This window comes from Streptomyces sp. NBC_00287, from assembly GCF_036173105.1.
In the GTDB taxonomy this organism is placed as follows: Bacteria; Actinomycetota; Actinomycetes; order Streptomycetales; family Streptomycetaceae; genus Streptomyces.
In genome coordinates, this window is sequence record NZ_CP108053.1 from 3,323,432 (window position 1) to 3,342,789 (window position 19,358).

General features: G+C 70.6%; 13 protein-coding genes. 2 read left to right on the plus strand and 11 right to left on the minus strand.

Annotated elements, in window-relative coordinates; genetic code table 11:
- Positions 1-128: 128 nt before the first annotated feature.
- From OHT76_RS15135 to OHT76_RS15180, 10 genes are all read right to left on the minus strand, one after another.
- The gene (locus OHT76_RS15135; RefSeq protein WP_328871348.1) at positions 129-2,177 is read right to left on the minus strand and encodes a hypothetical protein; all 2,049 of its coding nucleotides are present in this window, start codon (positions 2,175-2,177) and stop codon (positions 129-131) included.
- 120 nt (positions 2,178-2,297) lie between these two features.
- Positions 2,298-3,797 carry a bifunctional cytidylyltransferase/SDR family oxidoreductase gene (locus tag OHT76_RS15140; RefSeq protein WP_328871349.1) on the minus strand — a complete coding sequence of 500 codons (1,500 nt, stop codon included), beginning with the start codon at positions 3,795-3,797 and terminating at the stop codon, positions 2,298-2,300.
- Between the two features lie 191 nt (positions 3,798-3,988).
- A complete protein-coding gene (locus OHT76_RS15145) occupies positions 3,989-5,179 on the minus strand; it encodes a hypothetical protein (RefSeq protein ID WP_328871350.1) in 1,191 nt (396 codons plus the stop codon).
- Between the two features lie 79 nt (positions 5,180-5,258).
- Positions 5,259-6,809 (minus strand): alkaline phosphatase D family protein, encoded by a 1,551-nt coding sequence (locus tag OHT76_RS15150; protein WP_328871351.1) that lies wholly within the window; start codon positions 6,807-6,809, stop codon positions 5,259-5,261.
- Positions 6,810-6,988: 179 nt separating this feature from the next.
- Positions 6,989-8,431 (minus strand): GTPase ObgE, encoded by a 1,443-nt coding sequence (gene obgE, locus OHT76_RS15155; RefSeq protein ID WP_328871352.1) that lies wholly within the window; start codon positions 8,429-8,431, stop codon positions 6,989-6,991.
- Between the two features lie 105 nt (positions 8,432-8,536).
- Positions 8,537-8,791: a 50S ribosomal protein L27 gene (gene rpmA, locus OHT76_RS15160; protein ID WP_010041940.1), complete on the minus strand. Its 255-nt coding sequence runs from the start codon at positions 8,789-8,791 to the stop codon at positions 8,537-8,539.
- 14 nt (positions 8,792-8,805) lie between these two features.
- Positions 8,806-9,126: a 50S ribosomal protein L21 gene (rplU, locus tag OHT76_RS15165; protein WP_030601628.1), complete on the minus strand. Its 321-nt coding sequence runs from the start codon at positions 9,124-9,126 to the stop codon at positions 8,806-8,808.
- A 228-nt stretch (positions 9,127-9,354) separates the two neighbouring features.
- Entirely contained in the window at positions 9,355-13,332 is a 3,978-nt protein-coding gene (locus OHT76_RS15170; RefSeq protein WP_328871353.1) for an Rne/Rng family ribonuclease, read from the minus strand.
- 262 nt (positions 13,333-13,594) lie between these two features.
- Positions 13,595-14,356, minus strand: coding sequence for a TIGR03936 family radical SAM-associated protein (locus OHT76_RS15175; RefSeq protein ID WP_328871354.1), 762 nt, complete (start codon positions 14,354-14,356; stop codon positions 13,595-13,597).
- 48 nt (positions 14,357-14,404) lie between these two features.
- On the minus strand, positions 14,405-15,484 hold the full coding sequence (locus tag OHT76_RS15180; RefSeq protein ID WP_328871355.1) for a hypothetical protein: 1,080 nt from the start codon (positions 15,482-15,484) through the stop codon (positions 14,405-14,407).
- Positions 15,485-15,709: 225 nt separating this feature from the next.
- Between OHT76_RS15180 and OHT76_RS15185 the strand changes: the two genes are divergently transcribed.
- Positions 15,710-16,534 (plus strand): hypothetical protein, encoded by an 825-nt coding sequence (locus tag OHT76_RS15185; protein WP_328871356.1) that lies wholly within the window; start codon positions 15,710-15,712, stop codon positions 16,532-16,534.
- Positions 16,535-16,604: 70 nt separating this feature from the next.
- On the opposite strand, the gene OHT76_RS15190 is transcribed toward OHT76_RS15185, so the two are convergent.
- Positions 16,605-18,101 (minus strand): glycosyltransferase family 39 protein, encoded by a 1,497-nt coding sequence (locus OHT76_RS15190; protein WP_328871357.1) that lies wholly within the window; start codon positions 18,099-18,101, stop codon positions 16,605-16,607.
- Between the two features lie 132 nt (positions 18,102-18,233).
- Between OHT76_RS15190 and OHT76_RS15195 the strand changes: the two genes are divergently transcribed.
- The gene (locus OHT76_RS15195) at positions 18,234-19,349 is read left to right on the plus strand and encodes a tetratricopeptide repeat-containing glycosyltransferase (RefSeq protein WP_328871358.1); all 1,116 of its coding nucleotides are present in this window, start codon (positions 18,234-18,236) and stop codon (positions 19,347-19,349) included.
- Positions 19,350-19,358 lie beyond the last annotated feature (9 nt).

A 19,358-nucleotide genomic window follows, 5' to 3' on the forward strand; every position in this document is an offset into this window, starting at 1 on the left:
CTTCGGCAAGCGGTTGCGTCCCGACGATCTTTTAGTGACCCACATCACAGTACGTAGGAGGCATGAAAAAGGTTCGGCCCCCGGGGAGTTGAGCTTCCCGGGGGCCGAACCGAAGTGGGTGGCGGCGATCAGCCCGCCAGTTCCGCCTCTTCCGTCGCCGCGATCCGCGCCTCCTGGCCGAGGTTGCGGGTCTCGGCCTTCAACGAGAGGTTCGTGACGGCGGTGTTGAACTGCTCGATGGACGCGGGCTCGTCCGGGCCGAGCAGGTACCGCTTCAGCTCGCCGCGGTCCTCGGCCAGCGGGTCGGCGGCCGGGTCGCGGACCGCGTCCAGCAGCCCGCCCAGCTCGGCCGCGCTGTTGGTCAGGACGACGGCGGCACGCACCGCGGTGTTCTGCCGCTTGAACTCCTCCTCGCCCAGCTCCCCGGAGTCCGTCACCGCGTACGGCTTGCCGCTCGCGATGAAGTCGGAGACGACGCTGGAGATGTCGGAGACCATCGCGTCGGAGACGTTGAAGCAGTCGTACAGGCGCGGCTCGGCGCCGGTGATGACGCGGTGCTCATGGCTGCCGAAGGAGCGCCAGTACGCGTCGTTCCACTCGGCGCGCAGCCGGGCGATCTCCTCGTGCTTCGCCACGTCCACCAGGCCGTCGCGGGTGGCCTCGGCCTCGTCGCCGCGCTCCTTGCCGTTGCCGGACAGCTCGGCGAGCCGGGCCTCGATCCGGGCGAGCTCGGCCTTGGCGGCCGTCTGGGCGGCGGTGTCGGCCGAGAAGCGGGCGTCGGCGGTGCGCTCGGCGCCGGCCTTCTCCACCAGGGCGGTGATCCGCTGGTGGGCGGCCTTGGCCTCGCCGCTGACGGTGCCCGTGAACGGGTGCGGCTTGTACAGGACGCGGACCGGCGGATCGGCCGTGACCAGGCTCTTCACGATGTTCTCGCCGGCCAGCACGATCGAGGTGTTGCCGGGGTTGCCGTCCCAGCCCTCCCAGGTGGGCGCGTACAGCACGGTGGGCATCCGGCCCTCGGGCACGCCCTGCCAGGTCTGGATGGGCGCCAGCTGCGGGCGGCCGACCTCGACGATGTCGTCGTCGCGGACGCCGACATCGGCTATGGCGTACCGGTCGCGGCCCGCGCGGCCCGCGGTCCACACCTCGTCGTACACCTTGCTGAACGGGTTGACGCTGGCCAGCTTGTCGCTGTCGCCGTGGCCGATGAAGACGTGCTTCATGGTGGGCACACGCAGCAGGTGGATGTTCTTGCCGACGTTCGCCGCGTACAGCGCGACGCGCACGGTGGTCAGGTCCAGGTTCATCAGGTGCACCCCTCCGGGCACGCAGATGACGGGGACCGTGGTCGGCGCCAGGTTCGCCAGGATGACCCGCTCACGCAGGATGATCAGCGGCCGGGAGTCGAGCTGCTCCATCGTCTCCAGCCACATGTTGACCTGGTACGTGGAGTCCTTGGAGCCGGAGAAGTACAGCACCGTCTCGGGCCGGTACTCGGCCAGCCAGTCGTCCATGGCGGCGAGCACCGCGTCGGCGTTCGGCGGGACCTTGCTGCCGCGGACGTACGGCATGAGCGCGAGGACGTAGAGGCAGCCGAGGAACAGGGTGACGGCGATGCCGATGAAGCCGGCGAGGGCCTCGTCGAGGAACGCGGAGACCAGCACGCCGATGATCGCGGCCAGGTCCAGGTGGAGCATCTTCTCGGCGGAGCGGTTCAGCAGGCCGCGCGGCGGGGCGTCCGGGATGCGGATGCGCGAGGCCAGGTCGATATTGCGGGTGGCGACCGGCATCCGGCGGCGGTTGCGGATCAGCGTGACCAGGGCGCCGTGCGGGGCCTGGAGGCCGTAGAAGGCGATGAAGCCCGCGACCGCGGCGTAGAAGACCAGGTTGTCCGAGAGATCGAGCCGGGCCAGCAGCAGGACCAGCAGCAGCTGTCGGATCAGGAAGCGGATCGACAGTCCGGCGCGCACCTTGCTCAGGCGGTTGACCAGGTAGCTGCCCTTGCGGTGCAGATAGTGGTCCGCCAGGTACGTCACGGCGGCACCGGCCGCGAAGGCGGGAACGCTCGGGACGAGCGCGGCCACCATGAGGCAGGGGAAGCCCAGCATCATGAGGACCGCCGCGGCCAGCTCGGCCGGGCTGCCCACCCGGGCGACGCGTATTGCGGAGGAGATCACGGATAAACCTGCTCTGGGAGGGGTTGCCGGTCTGGAGGGCCGAAGGACTCAGGCCCCTGTGAATTCTTCGTGAATGAAGAAACGCAGAGGCCTGAATTCCGTAAGGCTATTAACAGTTGATTATGCCACGCCGTCCTGACGGTCCAACACGCTGGCCAGCGCCGCCTCGAAGCCGGACGCCTGGCCCGCCGCCGCCGTCGGGTCCTGCTGGCGGACGTCGATGACATGGCCGGTCAGCTCGGAAAGCAGCACGTCGAGCGAGGTGCGGGCGACCGCCTCGGAGGAGAGCAGGCTGCCCGTCGGCTCCTGGCCGAAGGCCTTGGTGCGCATCGGCGTGGCGGTGCGCTCGGGGTTGATGCAGTTCACCCGGATGCCGTCACCGGCCCACTCGTCGGACAGGGCCTGGGTGAGGTTGACCATGGCGGCCTTGGTGGAGGAGTACAGGCTGTACTCGGCGCGGCCGCGGGTGTAGCTGCTGGAGGTGTACAGCAGCAGCTGGCCGCCGGTCTCCGCGAGGTACTTGTACGAGGAGCGGGCGATCTGCACCGGCGCCAGGTAGTTGACCTTCAGCGCCTCCTCGATGGTGGCGTTGTCGGTCTCGGCGAGCTTGCCGATGCGCAGGACGCCGGCGGTGTTCACGACGTAGTCGATGCGCCCGGTCTCGGCGTACGCCTTGGACAGCGCGTCGTCGACCTCCTCCGGGTTCTCCACATGGGTGCCGGTGGTGGAGCGGCCCAGCGCGTAGACCTTGGCGCCGTAGGCCTCGGCGAGCTCGGCGATGTCCTTGCCGATGCCGTAGGAGCCGCCGAAGACGACGACGGTCTTGCCGGTCAGCAGCTCGCGGTAGGCCTCCTCGGAGACCTGCTCGGGCGCTGCGGTGGAGGCCAGCTGGAAGAGCTTGTCGGCGATGAAGACGTCGACGGGCTGGGTGACCTTCATGTTGTACTCGTCGCCCGCGACGACGTGGATCGGCACGTCCGGCAGATAGCGCAGTACGACGGTGCAGTCGTCGGTGGCCTGGAAGTTCGGGTCACCGGCCGCGACCTCGTAGGCCCGCTTGATCGTGGACAGCTTGAAGGCCTGCGGCGTCTGGCCGCGGCGCAGCCGGGAGCGGTCCGGGATCTCGGTGATGAACTCGCCGTCCTCGCCGTGGGTGCGGGTGACGATGATGGTGTCCGCGGACGGGATGGCGACGTCGACGGCCTGGTAGCGCTCCAGGGCGATGACGCAGTCGTCGATCACACGCTGTGACAGCAGCGGGCGCACGGCATCGTGGAAGAGGACGTTGCGGTCCTCACCCTCGGCCAGGCCCTCACCGAGGGCGGCGATGGCGCGCTCGGTGGTCTCATTGCGGGTGGAGCCACCCTCGATGATCTTGGTGACCTTCTTGAACCCGGCCTTGGCCACGATCTTCTCGATGTCGGGGACGTAGCCCGGCGCCATCAGCACGATGATGTCGTCGATCGAGTCGGCCTTCTCGAAGGTGGTCAGGGTGTGCTCGATGACTGCCTTGCCGGCGATCTTCAGCAGCTGCTTGGGGATCGAGAGACCCACGCGCTGGCCGGTACCACCAGCCAGGATCACTGCGGTGGTACGGGGCTTGGCTATGTGCTGGGACACAGGTGACCTACCTTGTGGCGACTGGGAACTTGGAAATGGTCCCACTTCCGGTTACCGCAGTGCAAGGTGAGCGTCCTCCGCCGCATATGTGCGCGCAACCTGTCATTCACCTTGCACTCCTGGTGACGGTCGGAATGCTTCCGTGGTTCCCGGGGGGAATTGCTTCGCGTAGCTGTGAGTAACCGCACAGCTCAACGGCGGCGCAGCCGCTTCAGACAGCGATGCCCGAGGACCTTCACGAGTTCCTTGGAAGACGTCTGATGAACCGTACGCGCCTGCACGGGCGCGGTGTTCCGCACCGGCGCCGCCGCGGCCGCAGCGAGCGCCCCGTACAGCGCGTGCGCGGCCACCTCGGGAGCGATGCGCGGCTCGGCCTCGGTACGCGTCACGGGCTTCGGTACGGCGGACAGAACGCCGGGATCGCCCAGCACCCGCACGCCCATCGCGCCGATCCGCTGCGCCATCTCGGCACCGATCTCGGCGGCGGCCTCGGCGGCCCACTGCGGGGTGCAGATCTTCACGTCGTCCGGACCCGGCGCGCACGCGTTCTTCATATGCATGACGGCGCCATATCGGATGAGCTGTGAATAAAGCTCCTCCGGCAGCTCATTCCCACGGAATTCCACATTAAGATTCCGCAGCATTTCGGTCTCGGCCAGGGTGAGTGACCGGTTCGCGGTGTCCGGAACCTCCTGAAGGAGATTCTCCGGCAGCCCGAGCAGCGCCTCGAAGGTGCGCATCAGACCACCGCGGTCCCGGTCGTCGACGACCACAACGGTGACCCGGTCCGCCCCGACCACCCGCACCCACCGCTCGACCAGCCGGTCATGCCGGTGCCGGCGCCAGAAACTGGGGTTGGGCTTCTCGTACGGCGGCTTCTTGAGCATGTGCCTGAGCCAGTCCTCGTAGCCCATGCGCAGACCGTTCTGCACGTACTGCTGCCACTGCGAGGGCATGATCCTGACCAGCGGGCGCAGGGTGACCAGGACATGCACCCGGTCGCCGCCCAACTCCTGGACGATCCGCTCGATGGTCTCGTCGTCGGGGGCGTCGGCGAAGAACTCGCTGCTGATCACGGAGGTACGCCGGCCGGTGGCGGCGACCTGCTCCACCAGCGTCTCCCAGTGCCGCTCGGTGGGCTTGCTGTTGCCCAGCATCCCGGGGCGGGCACAGACCGCGAGCGCGGCCGACATGGGGTGTCTGCTGGTCGCGGGGAAGTCGACGCCGTGCGCGGCCATCGCATCCTTGGCCGCGAACAAGGCGCCCTGGATCGAGGTGGTCCCGGTCTTGTGCGGGCCGATGTGCAGCAGCCTCGTCCCGGCCGCCAGCGGGGGAAGCTCGCTGTTGGCCGGGACTTCATCTCTCGTACAGTCCGTCTCCATGGTCAAGGGACGGTAAGACGTGTTCCTGAGGGTTGGCTAAGAGCTGTATAGGACAGTGATGAGCGCCACACTCACCGGCTCACACCACCTCGACACCCGGGCGGCCCGCCTCCAGCCTCAGCTTGGCCAGCGTGCTCGGCGTCGACGTCGGCTGCCGGACCGTGTCCACCACCCTGACCTGCGCGTCGATGCCGTCGCGGCGGATGTCGAAGAGGTGGTAGCCGCGGTGGGCGTCGAGCAGCTTCCAGTGCGGGTTGTCCGCGCGGCGCGGGTCCCACTCCCGGCGGAACGCGTCCTGGTCCTGGTCGCCGTTGCTGGAGATGGAGGTGCCGACGAACTCGGCGCCGACGACCGCGGAGGCCGGGTCGGCGAAGTCCTCCTTGAGATCGCTGATCATCGTCAGGTGCCGGTCACCGGTGAGGACCACCGGGTTGCGCACACTCTTGAACTCCTGGAGGAACTGGTTGCGTTCGGCCTGGTAGCCGTCCCAGGCGTCGTAGAACCACTGCTTGCCCTCGCCGACCAGCAGATCGGTCTCGGCCATCATGATCTGCGAGGCGATCAGGTTCCAGCGGGCGGGCGAGTCGTGCAGACCGTCCAGCAGCCACTGCTTCTGCGCGGCGCCGAGCATGGTGAGCGAGGGATCCATCGCCCCGGCCTGGCTGGTGGCCTGGTCGCTGCGGTACTGCCGGGTGTCGAGGACGCTCAGCCGGGCGAGGCGGCCGAACTCCAGGCGGCGGTACATCCGGATGTGCGGTCCGTTCGGGACCGCCGTGGCGCGTACCGGCATGTGCTCGTAGTACGCCTGGTAGGCCGCGGTGAGCCGGGCCACGAACGCGTCGTGCGGCTGCTTCGCCGGGTCCTGCGGGATCTCACCCGCGAAGTCGTTGTCGACCTCGTGGTCGTCGAAGGTCACCACGAAGGGCGCGCCCGCGTGCATCGCCGCGAGATCGGGGTCGGAGCGGTACTGGGCGTACCGGTTGCGGTACTGCTCCAGGGTGTACGGCTCCCCCGTCCCCTCGTGCCTGCGCAGCGCCGTCGCCGAGGGCACCGACTCGTAGATGTAGTCACCGACGAACAGCACGACATCGGGGTCCTGGGCCAGCATGTCGGCGTACGGCGTGAAGTAGCCGTGCTGCCAGTTCTGGCAGGAGGCGAGCGCGAAGCGCAGATCGCCGCCGGAGCTGTAGGGGTGGGGCGCGGTACGGGTGCGGCCGACGGGCGAGATACGGCCGCCGGCGCGGAAGCGGTACCAGTAGCGGCGGCCCGGGCGCAGGCCCCGTACATCCACGTGCACGCTGTGCCCGTACTCGGGGCGGGCCTGGGCGGTGCCACGGCGCACGACCTTGCGGAACCGCTCGTCCTCCGCGAGCTCCCACTGCACCGGCACGACGGCGTCGGGCATACCGCCGCCGTTGATCGGGTCCGGGGCGAGCCGGGTCCACAGCACGATGCCGTCCGGGAGCGGGTCACCGGAGGCCACACCGAGGCTGAACACGCCTTCGGGCAGGGAGGTTTCGGCGGCGCGGGCGGTGGCGGGCAGCCACAGCTGGGCGGAGGCGGCGGCGCCGAGGACGGCGGCTCCGGCGGTCAGAAAGCGGCGGCGGTCGGGTGATCCTGTTGTGGTCATCGACGAACTCCCCTGCGTCGCGGGCCCCTTGGACACCTGGAAGCTCACGCTTCCGGGCAGTCCACCCGCTGAACCACAGGGTTCGCGTGCATGACAAGTAAGCAGACAAAAGGAAGGGCCCTACTGACGTGCCGTCAGTAGGGCCCACCCTGCGGTTGACTGTCCGCCGTATGCCGGAGTTACCCCTCGAACGGCTCGAAGTCGTCGTACTCCCGGTCCACATCGTCCCGCTCCGCCTGCCGGTCCCTGCGGCGCTGGGCCGCGGGGCGCGGTGCCTCGAAGCGGTGGTCCTCACCGCGTCGGCCGAGCATCTCGGCGCCGGCCATGACGGTCGGCTCCCAGTCGAAGACGACCGCGTTCTCCTCGGGGCCGATGGCGACGCCGTCGCCCGCGCGGGCGCCCGCCTTCATCAACGCCTCTTCCACACCGAGGCGGTTGAGCCGGTCGGCGAGGTAGCCGACGGCCTCGTCGTTGTTGAAGTCGGTCTGCCGCACCCAGCGTTCCGGCTTCTCGCCGCGCACCCGGAACAGCCCGTCCTCCTCGAGGACGACGGTGAAGCCCGTGTCGTCCACGGCCTTGGGCCGGATGACGATCCGCGTCGCCTCCTCCTTCGGCTTCGCGGCCCGCGCCTTGCCGACCAGGTCGGCGAGCGCGAAGGACAGTTCCTTCAGCCCGAGGTGGGCAACCGCGGACACCTCGAAGACCCGGTAACCCCGCGCCTCCAGATCCGGCCGCACCATCTCGGCGAGGTCCTTGCCGTCCGGTACGTCGATCTTGTTCAGGACGACGATCCGCGGCCGGTTGTCGAGGCCGCCGTACTCGCGCAGCTCCGCCTCGATGATGTCCAGGTCGGACACCGGGTCGCGGTCGGACTCCAGCGTCGCCGTGTCCAGGACGTGCACCAGCACGCTGCACCGCTCCACGTGCCGCAGGAACTCAAGGCCGAGGCCCTTGCCCTGGCTGGCGCCCGGGATCAGTCCGGGCACGTCGGCGATGGTGTACACGGTCGAACCGGCCGTGACGACACCGAGGTTCGGCACCAGCGTGGTGAACGGGTAGTCGGCGATCTTCGGCTTGGCGGCGCTCAGCACGGAGATCAGCGAGGACTTGCCGGCGCTCGGGTAGCCGACCAGCGCCACATCGGCGACGGTCTTCAGCTCCAGCACGATGTCCTGGAGGCCTCCCGGCACACCGAGCAGCGCGAAGCCGGGCGCCTTGCGGCGGGCGGAGGCGAGTGCCGCGTTGCCGAGCCCGCCCCGGCCGCCCTGTGCGGCGACGTAGGAGGTGCCGTGGCCGACCAGGTCGGCGAGGACATGGCCCGCCTTGTCCAGCACGACCGTGCCGTCCGGCACCGGCAGGATCAGGTCCTGGCCGTCCTTGCCGGAGCGGTTGCCGCCCTCGCCGGGCTTGCCGTTGGTGGCCGAGCGGTGCGGGGAGTGGTGGTAGTCGAGCAGTGTGGTCACCGACTGGTCGACGGTCAGGATGACATCGCCGCCCCGCCCGCCGTTCCCGCCGTCCGGTCCGCCCAGCGGCTTGAACTTCTCACGGTGGACGGAGGCACAGCCGTGACCTCCGCTACCCGCGGCGACATGCAGTTCGACGCGGTCCACGAAGGTGGTCATGGTTGGTGCCTCCAGAAAGTGCGGGGTATTACCTATGTCAACACGCGAAAGGCGGACCCGCCTTCCCGACCGGGAAGTGAGGTCCGCCTCGCGAAAAGCTTCCGATCAGGCGACCGGAACGATGTTCACGACCTTGCGGCCACGGTGGGTGCCGAACTGCACCGAACCGGCCTGCAGCGCGAACAGCGTGTCGTCGCCGCCACGGCCGACGCCCGCACCCGGGTGGAAGTGGGTGCCGCGCTGGCGGACCAGGATCTCGCCCGCGTTGACGACCTGACCACCGAAGCGCTTCACGCCGAGGCGCTGAGCGTTGGAGTCACGACCGTTACGGGTGGACGATGCGCCCTTCTTGTGTGCCATCTCTCCTCAGTCCCTTACTTCGCAGCCGCGGGGATCTCAGTGACCTTGATCGCCGTGTACTGCTGGCGGTGGCCCTGACGACGGCGGTAGCCGGTCTTGTTCTTGTAGCGAAGGATGTCGATCTTGACGCCCTTGTGGTGGTCCACGACCTCGGCCTGGACCTTGATGCCGGCCAGCACCCACGGGTCGCTGGTGACAGCCTCGCCGTCGACAACGAGCAGGGTCGAGAGCTCGACCGTGTCGCCAACCTTGGCAGTGGAAATCTTGTCAACCTCAACGATGTCGCCGACAGCAACCTTGTGCTGGCGACCACCGCTGCGCACGATGGCGTACACGCGGATCTCACTCTCTCGCTCGGGAACGGCACCCCCGCAGTCCAGCCGCCCGACACGCGGACGGCCTCTCCGGAACACACTGCGCTCCGGAGGATGAAGGTTTACGGGGATGTGGCACGTCAGTGGACATGCCGACGGTCCAGGTTACGGGGCGGCGGCCGAACGGGTCAAACCGGGCCGGGCCCCGGGGGTGTGCGGCCGGTCACCCCGGCCGCACACCCCCGTGTTTCAGCCCTCGTCGGTGGAGGCCGAGACGGAGGGCAGCGTCTGCTGCGCCGCCGCCGCGGTCTTCTTCGACGTCGACTTCTTGGCGGCCGTGGCGGTCTTGGCCGCCTTCTTGGCCGTCGTCTTCTTGGCGGCCGTCTTCTTGGCCGCGGTCTTCTTGGTGGCGGCCTTCTTGGCCGTCGCCTTCTTCGCCGTCTTGCGGGCCGCCGCCTTCTTGGCCGGGGCGGGCTCCTCCTCCACAGCGGGTGCCTCCTCGGCCGGCGCCTCCGTGGCCGCGGGGACGACCACGACGGCCGCCTCCTCGGACGCGGTGGGCGCGGTGGCCTTGCGCACGGCACGGCGGCGCGGACGGGCCGGGGCCGCGGGCTCGGCGACGACCGGCTCGGGCTCGGCGACCGGCTCGGCCGCGGGGGCCTCCTCGGCCTTCGGCTCGGGCGCCGTCTCGCTGACCGTCACCACGGCCGCCTCCGCCCCGGCGGGCGAACCCGCGGGCGCGGTCGCCTTACGGGTCGCACGCCGACGCGTACGGCCCTTCGGCGCGGCCTCCTCGGCAGCGGCGGGCGGGGCCTCGACGACCACGTCCTCCACGGCGGCGGGCTCGGCCTTCGCCTCGGCGGCCGACTCCGGCTGCACCGGACGCTCGACCTCCTGCTCGACGGTCACGTCCTGAGCGGTCGGCACCTCGGCCTTGGGCGCCTCGGCCTTCGGCGCACCGGCCGGGGCCGACGCCCGTCGACCGGACCGGCGCCGCGAACGGCGACCGACAGCGGCCTCCGCCTCGGCGACGCTGCTGTACAGCTCCTCGTCCGGGGCGAACTCCGGCCCGGGCAGCGCGACCGGCTCGGCGACCTCGGCCGCCACCTCGGCGGCGGTCTCCGGCTCGACCGGCTCGGCGGTCTCCACGGCGGTCACCGCGGCCTCGTGCTCGTGCACGTCGGCGCCACGCCCGCGCTTCTTGCGCTTGCCGCCGCCTCCGACAGCCGTCGGCTGCTCCATGTGCACGATGACACCGCGGCCGTTGCAGTGGACGCAGGTCTCGGAGAACGACTCCAGCAGGCCCTGGCCGACCCGCTTACGGGTCATCTGGACGAGCCCCAGCGAGGTCACCTCGGCGACCTGGTGCTTCGTACGGTCCCGGCCCAGGCACTCCAGCAGGCGCCGCAGCACCAGATCCCGGTTGGACTCCAGCACCATGTCGATGAAGTCGATCACGATGATGCCGCCGAGGTCGCGCAGCCGCAGCTGACGCACGATCTCCTCGGCCGCCTCCAGGTTGTTCCTGGTGACCGTCTCCTCCAGGTTGCCGCCCTGGCCGGTGAACTTGCCGGTGTTGACGTCGACGACGACCATCGCCTCGGTCCGGTCGATCACCAGCGAACCGCCGCTCGGCAGCCAGACCTTGCGGTCCAGCGCCTTGGCGAGCTGCTCGTCGATCCGGTACGTGGCGAAGACGTCGACCTCGGAGGTCCACCTCTGGAGCCGCTCGGCGAGATCCGGGGCGACATGGGCGACGTAGCCGTGGATGGTCGACCAGGCGTCGTCACCGCTGACGACGACCTTGGAGAAGTCCTCGTTGAAGATGTCCCGGACGACCCGGACGGTCATGTCCGGCTCGCCGTAGAGCAGCGTCGGGGCGTTGCCGCTCTTGGCCTTCTTCTGGATGTCCTCCCACTGCGCCTGCAGCCGCTCGACATCACGGCGCAGCTCGTCCTCGCTCGCGCCCTCGGCGGCGGTGCGCACGATGACGCCCGCGTCCTCGGGGACGATCTTCTTGAGGATGGTCTTCAGCCGCGCCCGCTCGGTGTCGGGCAGCTTGCGGCTGATGCCGGTCATGGAGCCCTCGGGGACGTACACGAGGTAGCGGCCCGGCAGCGAGACCTGGCTGGTCAGACGCGCGCCCTTGTGCCCGATCGGGTCCTTGGTGACCTGGACGAGCACGGACTGCCCGGACTTCAGCGCGGACTCGATGCGCCGCGGCCCGTTGGCCATGCCCAGCGCCTCGAAGTTGACCTCACCGGCGTAGAGCACGGCGTTGCGGCCCTTGCCGATGTCGATGAAGGCGGCCTCCATCGACGGCAGCACGTTCTGGACCTTGCCCAGGTAGACATTGCCGACGTACGAGGTCGACTGCTCCTTGTTGACGTAGTGCTCGACGAGCACGTTGTCCTCGAGGACACCGATCTGCGTGCGGTCGCCGTGCTGACGGACGACCATCACGCGCTCGACGGCCTCGCGGCGGGCCAGGAACTCGGCCTCGGTGATGATCGGGACGCGTCGGCGGCCCTGCTCACGGCCCTCGCGACGGCGCTGCTTCTTGGCCTCCAGACGGGTCGAGCCCTTGATGGACTGCACCTCGTCGGACGGCTCGGCCTTCGCACGCGGCTCGCGCACCTTGACCACCGTGCGCTCCGGGTCGTCGGAGGACGGCTCGGCCTCGGGGGCGCTGTCTCCGGCCCTGCGACGACGGCGACGACGGCGCCGGCTGCTGGACGTCGAGCCGCCGGGCTCCTCGCCCTGCTCCTCGGCGTCCTCTTCCTCCTGCTCGGCGGTGTCCTCGGCGTCCTGCGCGGCGGCGACCTCGTCGGCCTCGTCCGCGGACTCACCGGCCTCGGCGTCGGACTCGGCGGACTCACCGCGACGACGGCGACGGCCACCGCGGCGGCGGCGACGGCGCGCCCCGGTCTCCTCGGCCTCCTCGCCCTCGACGGAGTCCTCGGCCTCCTCGGCCTCTTCCGCCTCGTCCTCAACCGCGGTCTCGACGGGACGGGCCTCGGCCTCGTCCGCCGCACCCCGGCGACGGCGACGACGACGGGCGCCGACCGGCTCCTCCGGGAGCTCCTCGGCCTCTTCGACCTCACCGGGCACGTCCGACGCCTCGGCGGCGGCCTCGGCGGCAGCGCGCTCCGGGGTCTGGAACTTCGGCTCGGTGAAGACGGGCGGCTGGAAGACGGCGACGGCGGGCCGCGCCGGACGACGCGGGGCCTCGGCCTCCTCGGCCTCCTCCTCGGCGGTGGGCCGCGCGGGCTCGGAGAACCCGGTGGCGGCCTGACGGACGACACGGCGACGGCGCCGGGGAGCGGCTTCCTCGGCGGGCTTGTCGGTCTCGGCGGGGGTCACGGCCCCGCTCTCATCGGCGGTGGTCACGGACGGCTCCACGTTCTCGGGCGCCCCGGCGGGCGCGGACACGCGACGCGTGGCACGCCGGCTGGTACGACGGGGGGCGACGTCCTCGGACGCGGCCGGGGCGGCTTCGGCGGGGGTCTCGACCGTGGTCTCGGCGGTGGCGGTCTCGGCGGCCTCCGCAGGCGCGGTCACCTTCCGGGTCGCACGGCGACGCGTACGTCCCTTCGGCGCGGCTTCCTCGGCCTGCTCGGTCGGCGCGACCTCCTTGGCCGGCTCGGCCTGCTCGACCGGCGCGGCCTCCGCAGGGGCGACGACCTCCGCCGTCTCGGCCGCACCGGCGGGCGCGGTCACCTTCCGGGTGGCACGGCGGCGGGCGCGGCGCGGGGCGGCGTCCTCCACGGCCACGGCGGACGAGGCGGCCTCGACGCCCTCGGTGGTGGGCGCGTGCTCCTCCGCGGAGGAGGTCGCGGGCACGATGGTCTCTGCGGCCTCGGGCGACGTGGGCGCCCCGGCGGGCGCGGACGCCCTACGGACCGCACGGCGACGCGTACGGCCGATGGCGGGGGCCTCGTCGACGACGGCGACCGGTGCTTCGGCCCCGGCGGTCTCCTCGACCTCGGTGGCCTCTTCGGTCTCCTCGACCTCTGCTGCCTCTTCGATCTCCGGAGTCACCACGACCACGGTCTCCTCGACCTCGGTCTTCTCGTCGTCCGGTATGGCCGGCGCGACCTCGGTCGCGGACTCGGCGACCGGCGGACCCGCCGGCCGGGATGCGGCACGGCGCCGACGACGCGGCGGCAAGGTGTCGCTGGGGGTATTCGGTTCGGAACCCTCTGTGGGTTCGATCGGCTCGAGCATGCGGGCGTTTCTCCCGTCAGGCTCCCGGGCGCCGCGCCTGGTCCGGCGGTGTGCCGGTGACGTCCGCGGCTCGCGTCGTACGCGACTGCCGCCGTCCGGGGCGCGGGCGCCGCACGGGAGCTCTCTGTGTCCTGTCTCGCCGGTTCCGTACGCCGAATGCGTACGGCCTGGCGAAAGTCTTCTGGTCGGTGCGCTGCCCGACCCAGGTGGCTCCCGAGTACGAGGGCGGCGCTACGACGTCCGTCCCTTCGCGGGACCTTCCTTACGCCGGCGCCTTCGCGGCGGCAGCGGATCCGGCCGCAGAGGCCGTCGCCGCCTCGCGGTCGGGCGCGAGCGGGTCGGTCACCGTGCCGGTCTCTTCATCGAACAGCCCCTGCGCCAGCCTGGTCACCGCAGCGGGGACCGGCGGCGCCAGGTCGGCCACGGCGCGGAGACCGGACAGGACGTCGTCGGGTCGTACGGCAGGCGTCACGTGCCGAACAACCAGCCGCAGTATCGCACAGGGCCGGTCGGTCGGCCTATCAGCCGTCGAACTGTGCGTTTCAAGATCCACGACCGCGGGGCGGGCGTCGAAGGTCCTCAGGCCGTTCTTGGTCCTGCGCTGGACCTCGACGGACTCGGCGGCATTGAAGGCGGCGACGGCCTGTTGGGCCTTGGCCGGCTCCACGCCGTCCAGCCGCAGCTCCCATACGGAAGCGGTCAGCCGGTCGGCGAGCCCAGAGGTCCGGGCTTCCACCGCCTCGATGACATCGAGCCCGGGGGGCATCGACTCGTCGAGCAGCATCCTGAGCTTCTCCGGGTCCCGCGCCTCGGTGAGCGCGATCTCCAGGTACTCCGCCTCACTGCCCGTGCCGGTGGGTGCGGCATTGGCGTACGACACCTTCGGATGCGGCGTGAACCCCGCCGAGTACGCCATCGGTACGTCGGCGCGGCGCAGCGCACGCTCGAAGGCGCGCTGGAAGTCACGGTGGCTGGTGAACCGGAGGCGGCCGCGCTTGGTGTAGCGCAGTCGGATGCGCTGCACCGCGGGTGCGGGCGGCGGGCCTTCGGGCTGTCGCTTGCCCAGTGTCGTTCAGTCCTTCGTGAGAGCGGTCGTACTGCTACCAAGAGTACGTGTCTCGGCGCCCCGAGGTTCCCGCCGGGCCACCGCCTCCCGCTTCCGGGGCTCCCCGAACACCATCCGCCGGAAGTCGGCACGGGCCTGCCGGGCGGACTCCCGCGCCGAGGCGAGCGCCTGCCGAGTGGCCCGCCCCACACTGCGCGCGGCCTCGGCACAGGGCCGCAGCACCGCGTCCCTCACGACATGCCCGACGGGCGTGAGAACGCTCCGATAAACCCACCGGACCGGCTCCACGAAGATCCACCGGAAGAGGGTCCCGAGGAACCGCCCGACCGCCAGCGAAATCCGCCCGGCCACCCGCCAGGCATGCCCGAGCGCGTCCCAGATCTCCCGCCCGATCACGGCGAGCACCCGCCCGACCGGCACGAACACCCACCGCCACAGAGCCAGCGCGGGCAACACGAACAACACCCGAGTGATCCAGTACAGCGCGAGCCCGATCCCGCGCACGACCCACAGGAAGGCGTGCCCGATCGGCGTGAGCACCCACTGATAAACCCAGAGCGCGGGTACGACGAACAGATACCGCACGAGCCAGGCCACGACGGTGTACACGCCGATGCCCAGGGCTGCGAGCCCGGCCCCGATCCCCCGCAGCACCCACATGCAGGCCTGCCCGATGGGCGTGAGCACGCGCGCGTAGAGCCATGTGAGCCCGGCCCCGATTCCCCGCCCGACCCAGGCAAGGGCGTGCCCGACCGGAGTCAGCACATACCGGTACGCCCACCCGAGAGGCACCACGACCAGTACCTTCCCGAGCCAGCCGAGCCCCCGCCCGACCGGCACCAGCACATACCGCCAAAGCCCCACGAAGGGCCACACGAACAGCGCCCGCCCGACCCACAGCAATGCCCGCCCGAGGGGCCGGAACACGGTGTCGTTCAAGAACCGCCAGGCGACCACCAGCGCGTCCCACACCATGCGCACGGGCACGACCAGCACCAGCACGACGATCCGCACCGGGATGCGGACGGCGGCGACGAGGCAGCCTTCCGGTTGCCGGGGCTCGGGCAGCGACTTCTGCGGTTCCATACCGGACAGGACGCGACGGTCGACGGAGCGGATGCACCTCGAGGGTTGCGATGCCGTCACAGCTTCACGAGGACGGCGGGGCCGTCCATTTCGCTTGTCCGCTAGACCGTTTTACCTATTTGACGGCGCGTCCCCTTCGCGCACGGCAGTTGTCGTGGGCTCCCGGGTCACTCTCGCATGAGGTCCGGGACTCCCCCGGACCGATTCGTGCCAAGGAGCATGCCTATGAATCCTCGACACACACCCTCGCTGCTGGGGCCGTTGGCCCGGGCCCACTTCCAGAAGGCCGGGGTGCTGACCTCCCTCGCCCTGGTCATCGCGGCCGGAGTCGTCACGCCCGCCGCGGCGGCCGCCCACGCCGTGTCCGACGGCAAGCCTGCCGCGACGCCGTACACGGGCAAGGACTGCAAGCCGCACAAGCCGCACCACAAGCCCAGAGCGGGCGCGGAGGCGTACACGGGCGACAAGGACAAGTGCAAGGGCGCCACCGGCGCCACGGGTGCCACCGGTCCGAAGGGCGCCACGGGTGCGACCGGCGCGACCGGTGCGACCGGCGCCACCGGTACCGGCGCGACCGGTGCAACTGGACCCACCGGCCCGTCCGGTGGGGCCACCGGCGCGACGGGTGCCACCGGTGCGACAGGTGCCACCGGCGCCACCGGCACCCCGGGCACGGCCGTGTGCGCCGACATCGACGCCCACCAGATGAGCAACAACTACGAGCTGCGGGCCGCGCTGACGCCGCCGGACAACACCGCGTACGCGGGCATTCGCGACCTCACGACGGCGGAACCCGGGCCTTACCTGTGGTCGGACCTCAGCGACAACGAGGGTTACCCGGAGAACGCCTGCGGCATCTCCATCGTCCAGCACAGCCAGGGCCAGGACGGCGAGGTGCGGATCGACGTCGTCACCACCACGGGAGAGATCTACCAGACCACCTGTGAGGTGATCACCAGCAACCGCACGCTGGAGTGCGAGGACGACTGGGAGCTGGTGAACATGCAGCCGGCTCCGGGCGAGGACAACGGCGGGACCCCCGTCCCGTAGTTCCGGTCACTCGGGCATCGCACAAGGGGCCCCGGCAGACCACCCCGTCTGCCGGGGCCCCTTGCCGCGACTACCGCCCGCCCCCGCGCTCCAGCAGACTCACCGTCATCCCCGTGAGCGGGGTGCTCCTCGACAGCACATACCGGCTCCGCAGGGCGCCCGCCTGCGCGGGATCGATGGCGTTGAAGGCGAGGTCCGTGCCCTGCGTCACCAGCCAGACGCGCCGCTCGTCACCGAGGCACCGCTCGGGGACGGCGCACTGAACCGCGTACAGGTCGTCGATCTCGGCCGGGGTCCGCGCCAGGAACACATCGCGCAGCCTCAGGTCGCGCGGCAGGTAGTACTGGACCCCACCGTCCAGCTTCCAGGTGTCGGCGCGGTCGTAGACGACGGCGTCCCCGGCCCGGTGGAGCCGCTCGATCACCTTCGCCGCCGCCGCGTAGTCCAGCGGCACCGGGGCATCGTGCTCCAGGGGCTGCCGCATCTGCCGCTGATCGGGCAGCGTGACCACAGCCAGCGCCACCAACAGGGCCGCAGCCGCCTTCCAGGACCGCCGGGCCGAGGCCAGGCCCGAGCCGGCCAGCAGCGCCCAGGCCGGCAGGGTGAACAGGACGTAGACACCGCGGAAGTACGACACCTCACCGTGCGAGGCGGCCCACACCAGGGCCGGGGGCAGCAGCGCCCAGGTGCCGCACAGCAGCAGTGCAGCCCGGTGCTCCGAGGGAGCGAGCAGAGCGAGGGCGAGCAGCGCTCCGGCACACACCACGGAGGCGAACAGCCCGCCGGGGAGCGAGAGCAGCGCCCAGCCGTCGGGCGCCGGTACCCAGTAGAGCTGCCGTCCGGCCTGGGAGCGGCCGAGCAGGGCGAGCGGGGTCACGCACGCGCCGACTGCCGCCAGCGCGAGGCCGGACTTCCACCACAGGGCCCGCTCCCCTCGCCCCCGGGCCACCAACAGACAGACATGGGCGAGTACGACGGACAGCGCGATCAGATGGAGAAACCCGGTGCAGACCAGCGCGAGGGCATAGCCGGCCCAGCGCCAGAGGCTGCGCGGACGGTCCAGCGCCCGGAGCAGCAGAAGCGTGGCCAGGGCGACGGCGAGCAGCACCAGCGCGTAGGAGCGGGCCTCCTGGCCGTAACGGCTCACCGCCGGTACGAGCGCGAAGAGAAACCCGGCCAGAATTCCGGCCCGATATCCGAAGAGCCGCTCCCCGAGGAGCGCCACGACGGACGCCGTCACGGCCACCGCCAATAGGGAAGGCAGCCGCAGAGAAAGAACGGAATCCCCGAACAGTTCCACCCAGCCGTGCATCAGCAGGTAATAGGTGCCGTGTACGGCGTCGACGTTGCCGAGGGTGGCCAGGATCCGGCCGGTGTCCCGGCCCACCATGTCCCAGGTGACCAGTTCGTCGCGGCCCAGCAGGGTGCCGGTCAGCCCATGGCCGCCGAGGACCAGGGCGAGGACGAAGGGCCCGAGACGGAGCAGCGCCCTGCCCCGGGCGGGCCCGTCCGCGGCGGAGGCCTGGAATTCTTCGCGGGGCAGCGGAAGCTGCGCGCTGATTACCATAGGAATTCTCTCCGGTCCGGAGGCATGAACTCCTCACTTATACCTGCCGGTTCGCCAGTGGCTGCTTGTGCCCGCCCCCGGGGCTCGATAAATTCACCGGCCGGTCCTTTTCGTCGGAGAAAAGAAAATGCCATGAAAACGGTCTGCCTCAATATGATCGTCAAGGACGAGGCCCATGTGATCCGACGCTGTCTCGCCTCGGTCCGGCCCCTCATCGACACCTGGGTGATCCTTGACACCGGCTCGACCGACGGCACTCAGGACATCGTCCGCGAAACCCTCGCCGACCTGCCCGGAGCGCTGTACGAGAGCCCCTGGAAAGGCTTCGGCCCCAGCCGCACGGAGGCGATCGAGCGGGCGCGGGAGCGGGCGAGCCATCTGCTGTTCATCGACGCCGACGACGTACTGGAGATCGACCCCGGCTTCCGTCTGCCCGAACTCACCCACGACTGCTACGACTTCGAGGTGCGCCACGGCCCCGTCGTCCACTGGCGCCCGACGATGGTCTCGACCCGTCTGCCCTGGCGGTACGTCGGAGTGCTGCACGAATACCTGGACTGCGACGCGGAGTTCAGCCGGGCGACCCTCGACGGCGTCCGCACCGTCATCATGGGCGGCGGCGGCCGCTCCCAGGGCAGCGCGCGCACCAAGTACCTACGGGACGCCGCGATCCTGAAGGACGGCCTCGCCAAGGAACCGGACAACACCCGTTACGCCTTCTATCTCGCCCAGAGCTGGCGCGACGCCGGCGAACCGGCGAAGGCGCTCGCCGCCTACGACCGCCGCGCGGCCATGGCGGGCTTCGCCGAGGAGGCCTTCTGCTCCCGCCTCTACGCGGCCCGCCTCGCCCTGACCCTCAAGCGCCGCACACCCGAGGTGATGTCCCGCTTCCTGGACGCCCACGAGTTCCGGCCCACCCGGGCCGAACCGCTCGGCGAACTCGCCCATCTCTGCCGGACGCAGGGCGAACGCTGGCCCCTCGCCTACCTGTTCGCCCGCCGCGCGGCCGAGATCCCGCTGCCGGACGACATCCTCTTCGTCGAGCACGGCTGGTACGACTGGCAGGCCCTGGACGAGTTGGCGGTGGCGGCGTACTGGATGGGCGCGTACCGCGAGTCCCTGGAGGCCTGCGAACAACTCCTGGACGGCACCAAGCTCCCCCCGGAACACCGCGACCGAATCACCGCCAACCACGACTTCGCCCGCACCAAACTCTCCATGGGCGCCCCCCGCCCCCAACCGGCATGAAAAAGGGGC

Coding starts and splice junctions, on each gene's coding strand:
- OHT76_RS15145 (WP_328871350.1), bottom strand. CDS start 5,179: ATGGAGACGGACTGTACGAGAGATGAAGTCCCGGCCAACAGCGAGCTT.
- OHT76_RS15190 (WP_328871357.1), bottom strand. CDS start 18,101: ATGGTAATCAGCGCGCAGCTTCCGCTGCCCCGCGAAGAATTCCAGGCC.
- OHT76_RS15195 (WP_328871358.1), top strand. CDS start 18,234: ATGAAAACGGTCTGCCTCAATATGATCGTCAAGGACGAGGCCCATGTG.
- obgE (WP_328871352.1), bottom strand. CDS start 8,431: ATGACCACCTTCGTGGACCGCGTCGAACTGCATGTCGCCGCGGGTAGC.
- OHT76_RS15170 (WP_328871353.1), bottom strand. CDS start 13,332: ATGCTCGAGCCGATCGAACCCACAGAGGGTTCCGAACCGAATACCCCC.
- rpmA (WP_010041940.1), bottom strand. CDS start 8,791: ATGGCACACAAGAAGGGCGCATCGTCCACCCGTAACGGTCGTGACTCC.
- OHT76_RS15150 (WP_328871351.1), bottom strand. CDS start 6,809: ATGACCACAACAGGATCACCCGACCGCCGCCGCTTTCTGACCGCCGGA.
- OHT76_RS15185 (WP_328871356.1), top strand. CDS start 15,710: ATGAATCCTCGACACACACCCTCGCTGCTGGGGCCGTTGGCCCGGGCC.
- OHT76_RS15180 (WP_328871355.1), bottom strand. CDS start 15,484: ATGGAACCGCAGAAGTCGCTGCCCGAGCCCCGGCAACCGGAAGGCTGC.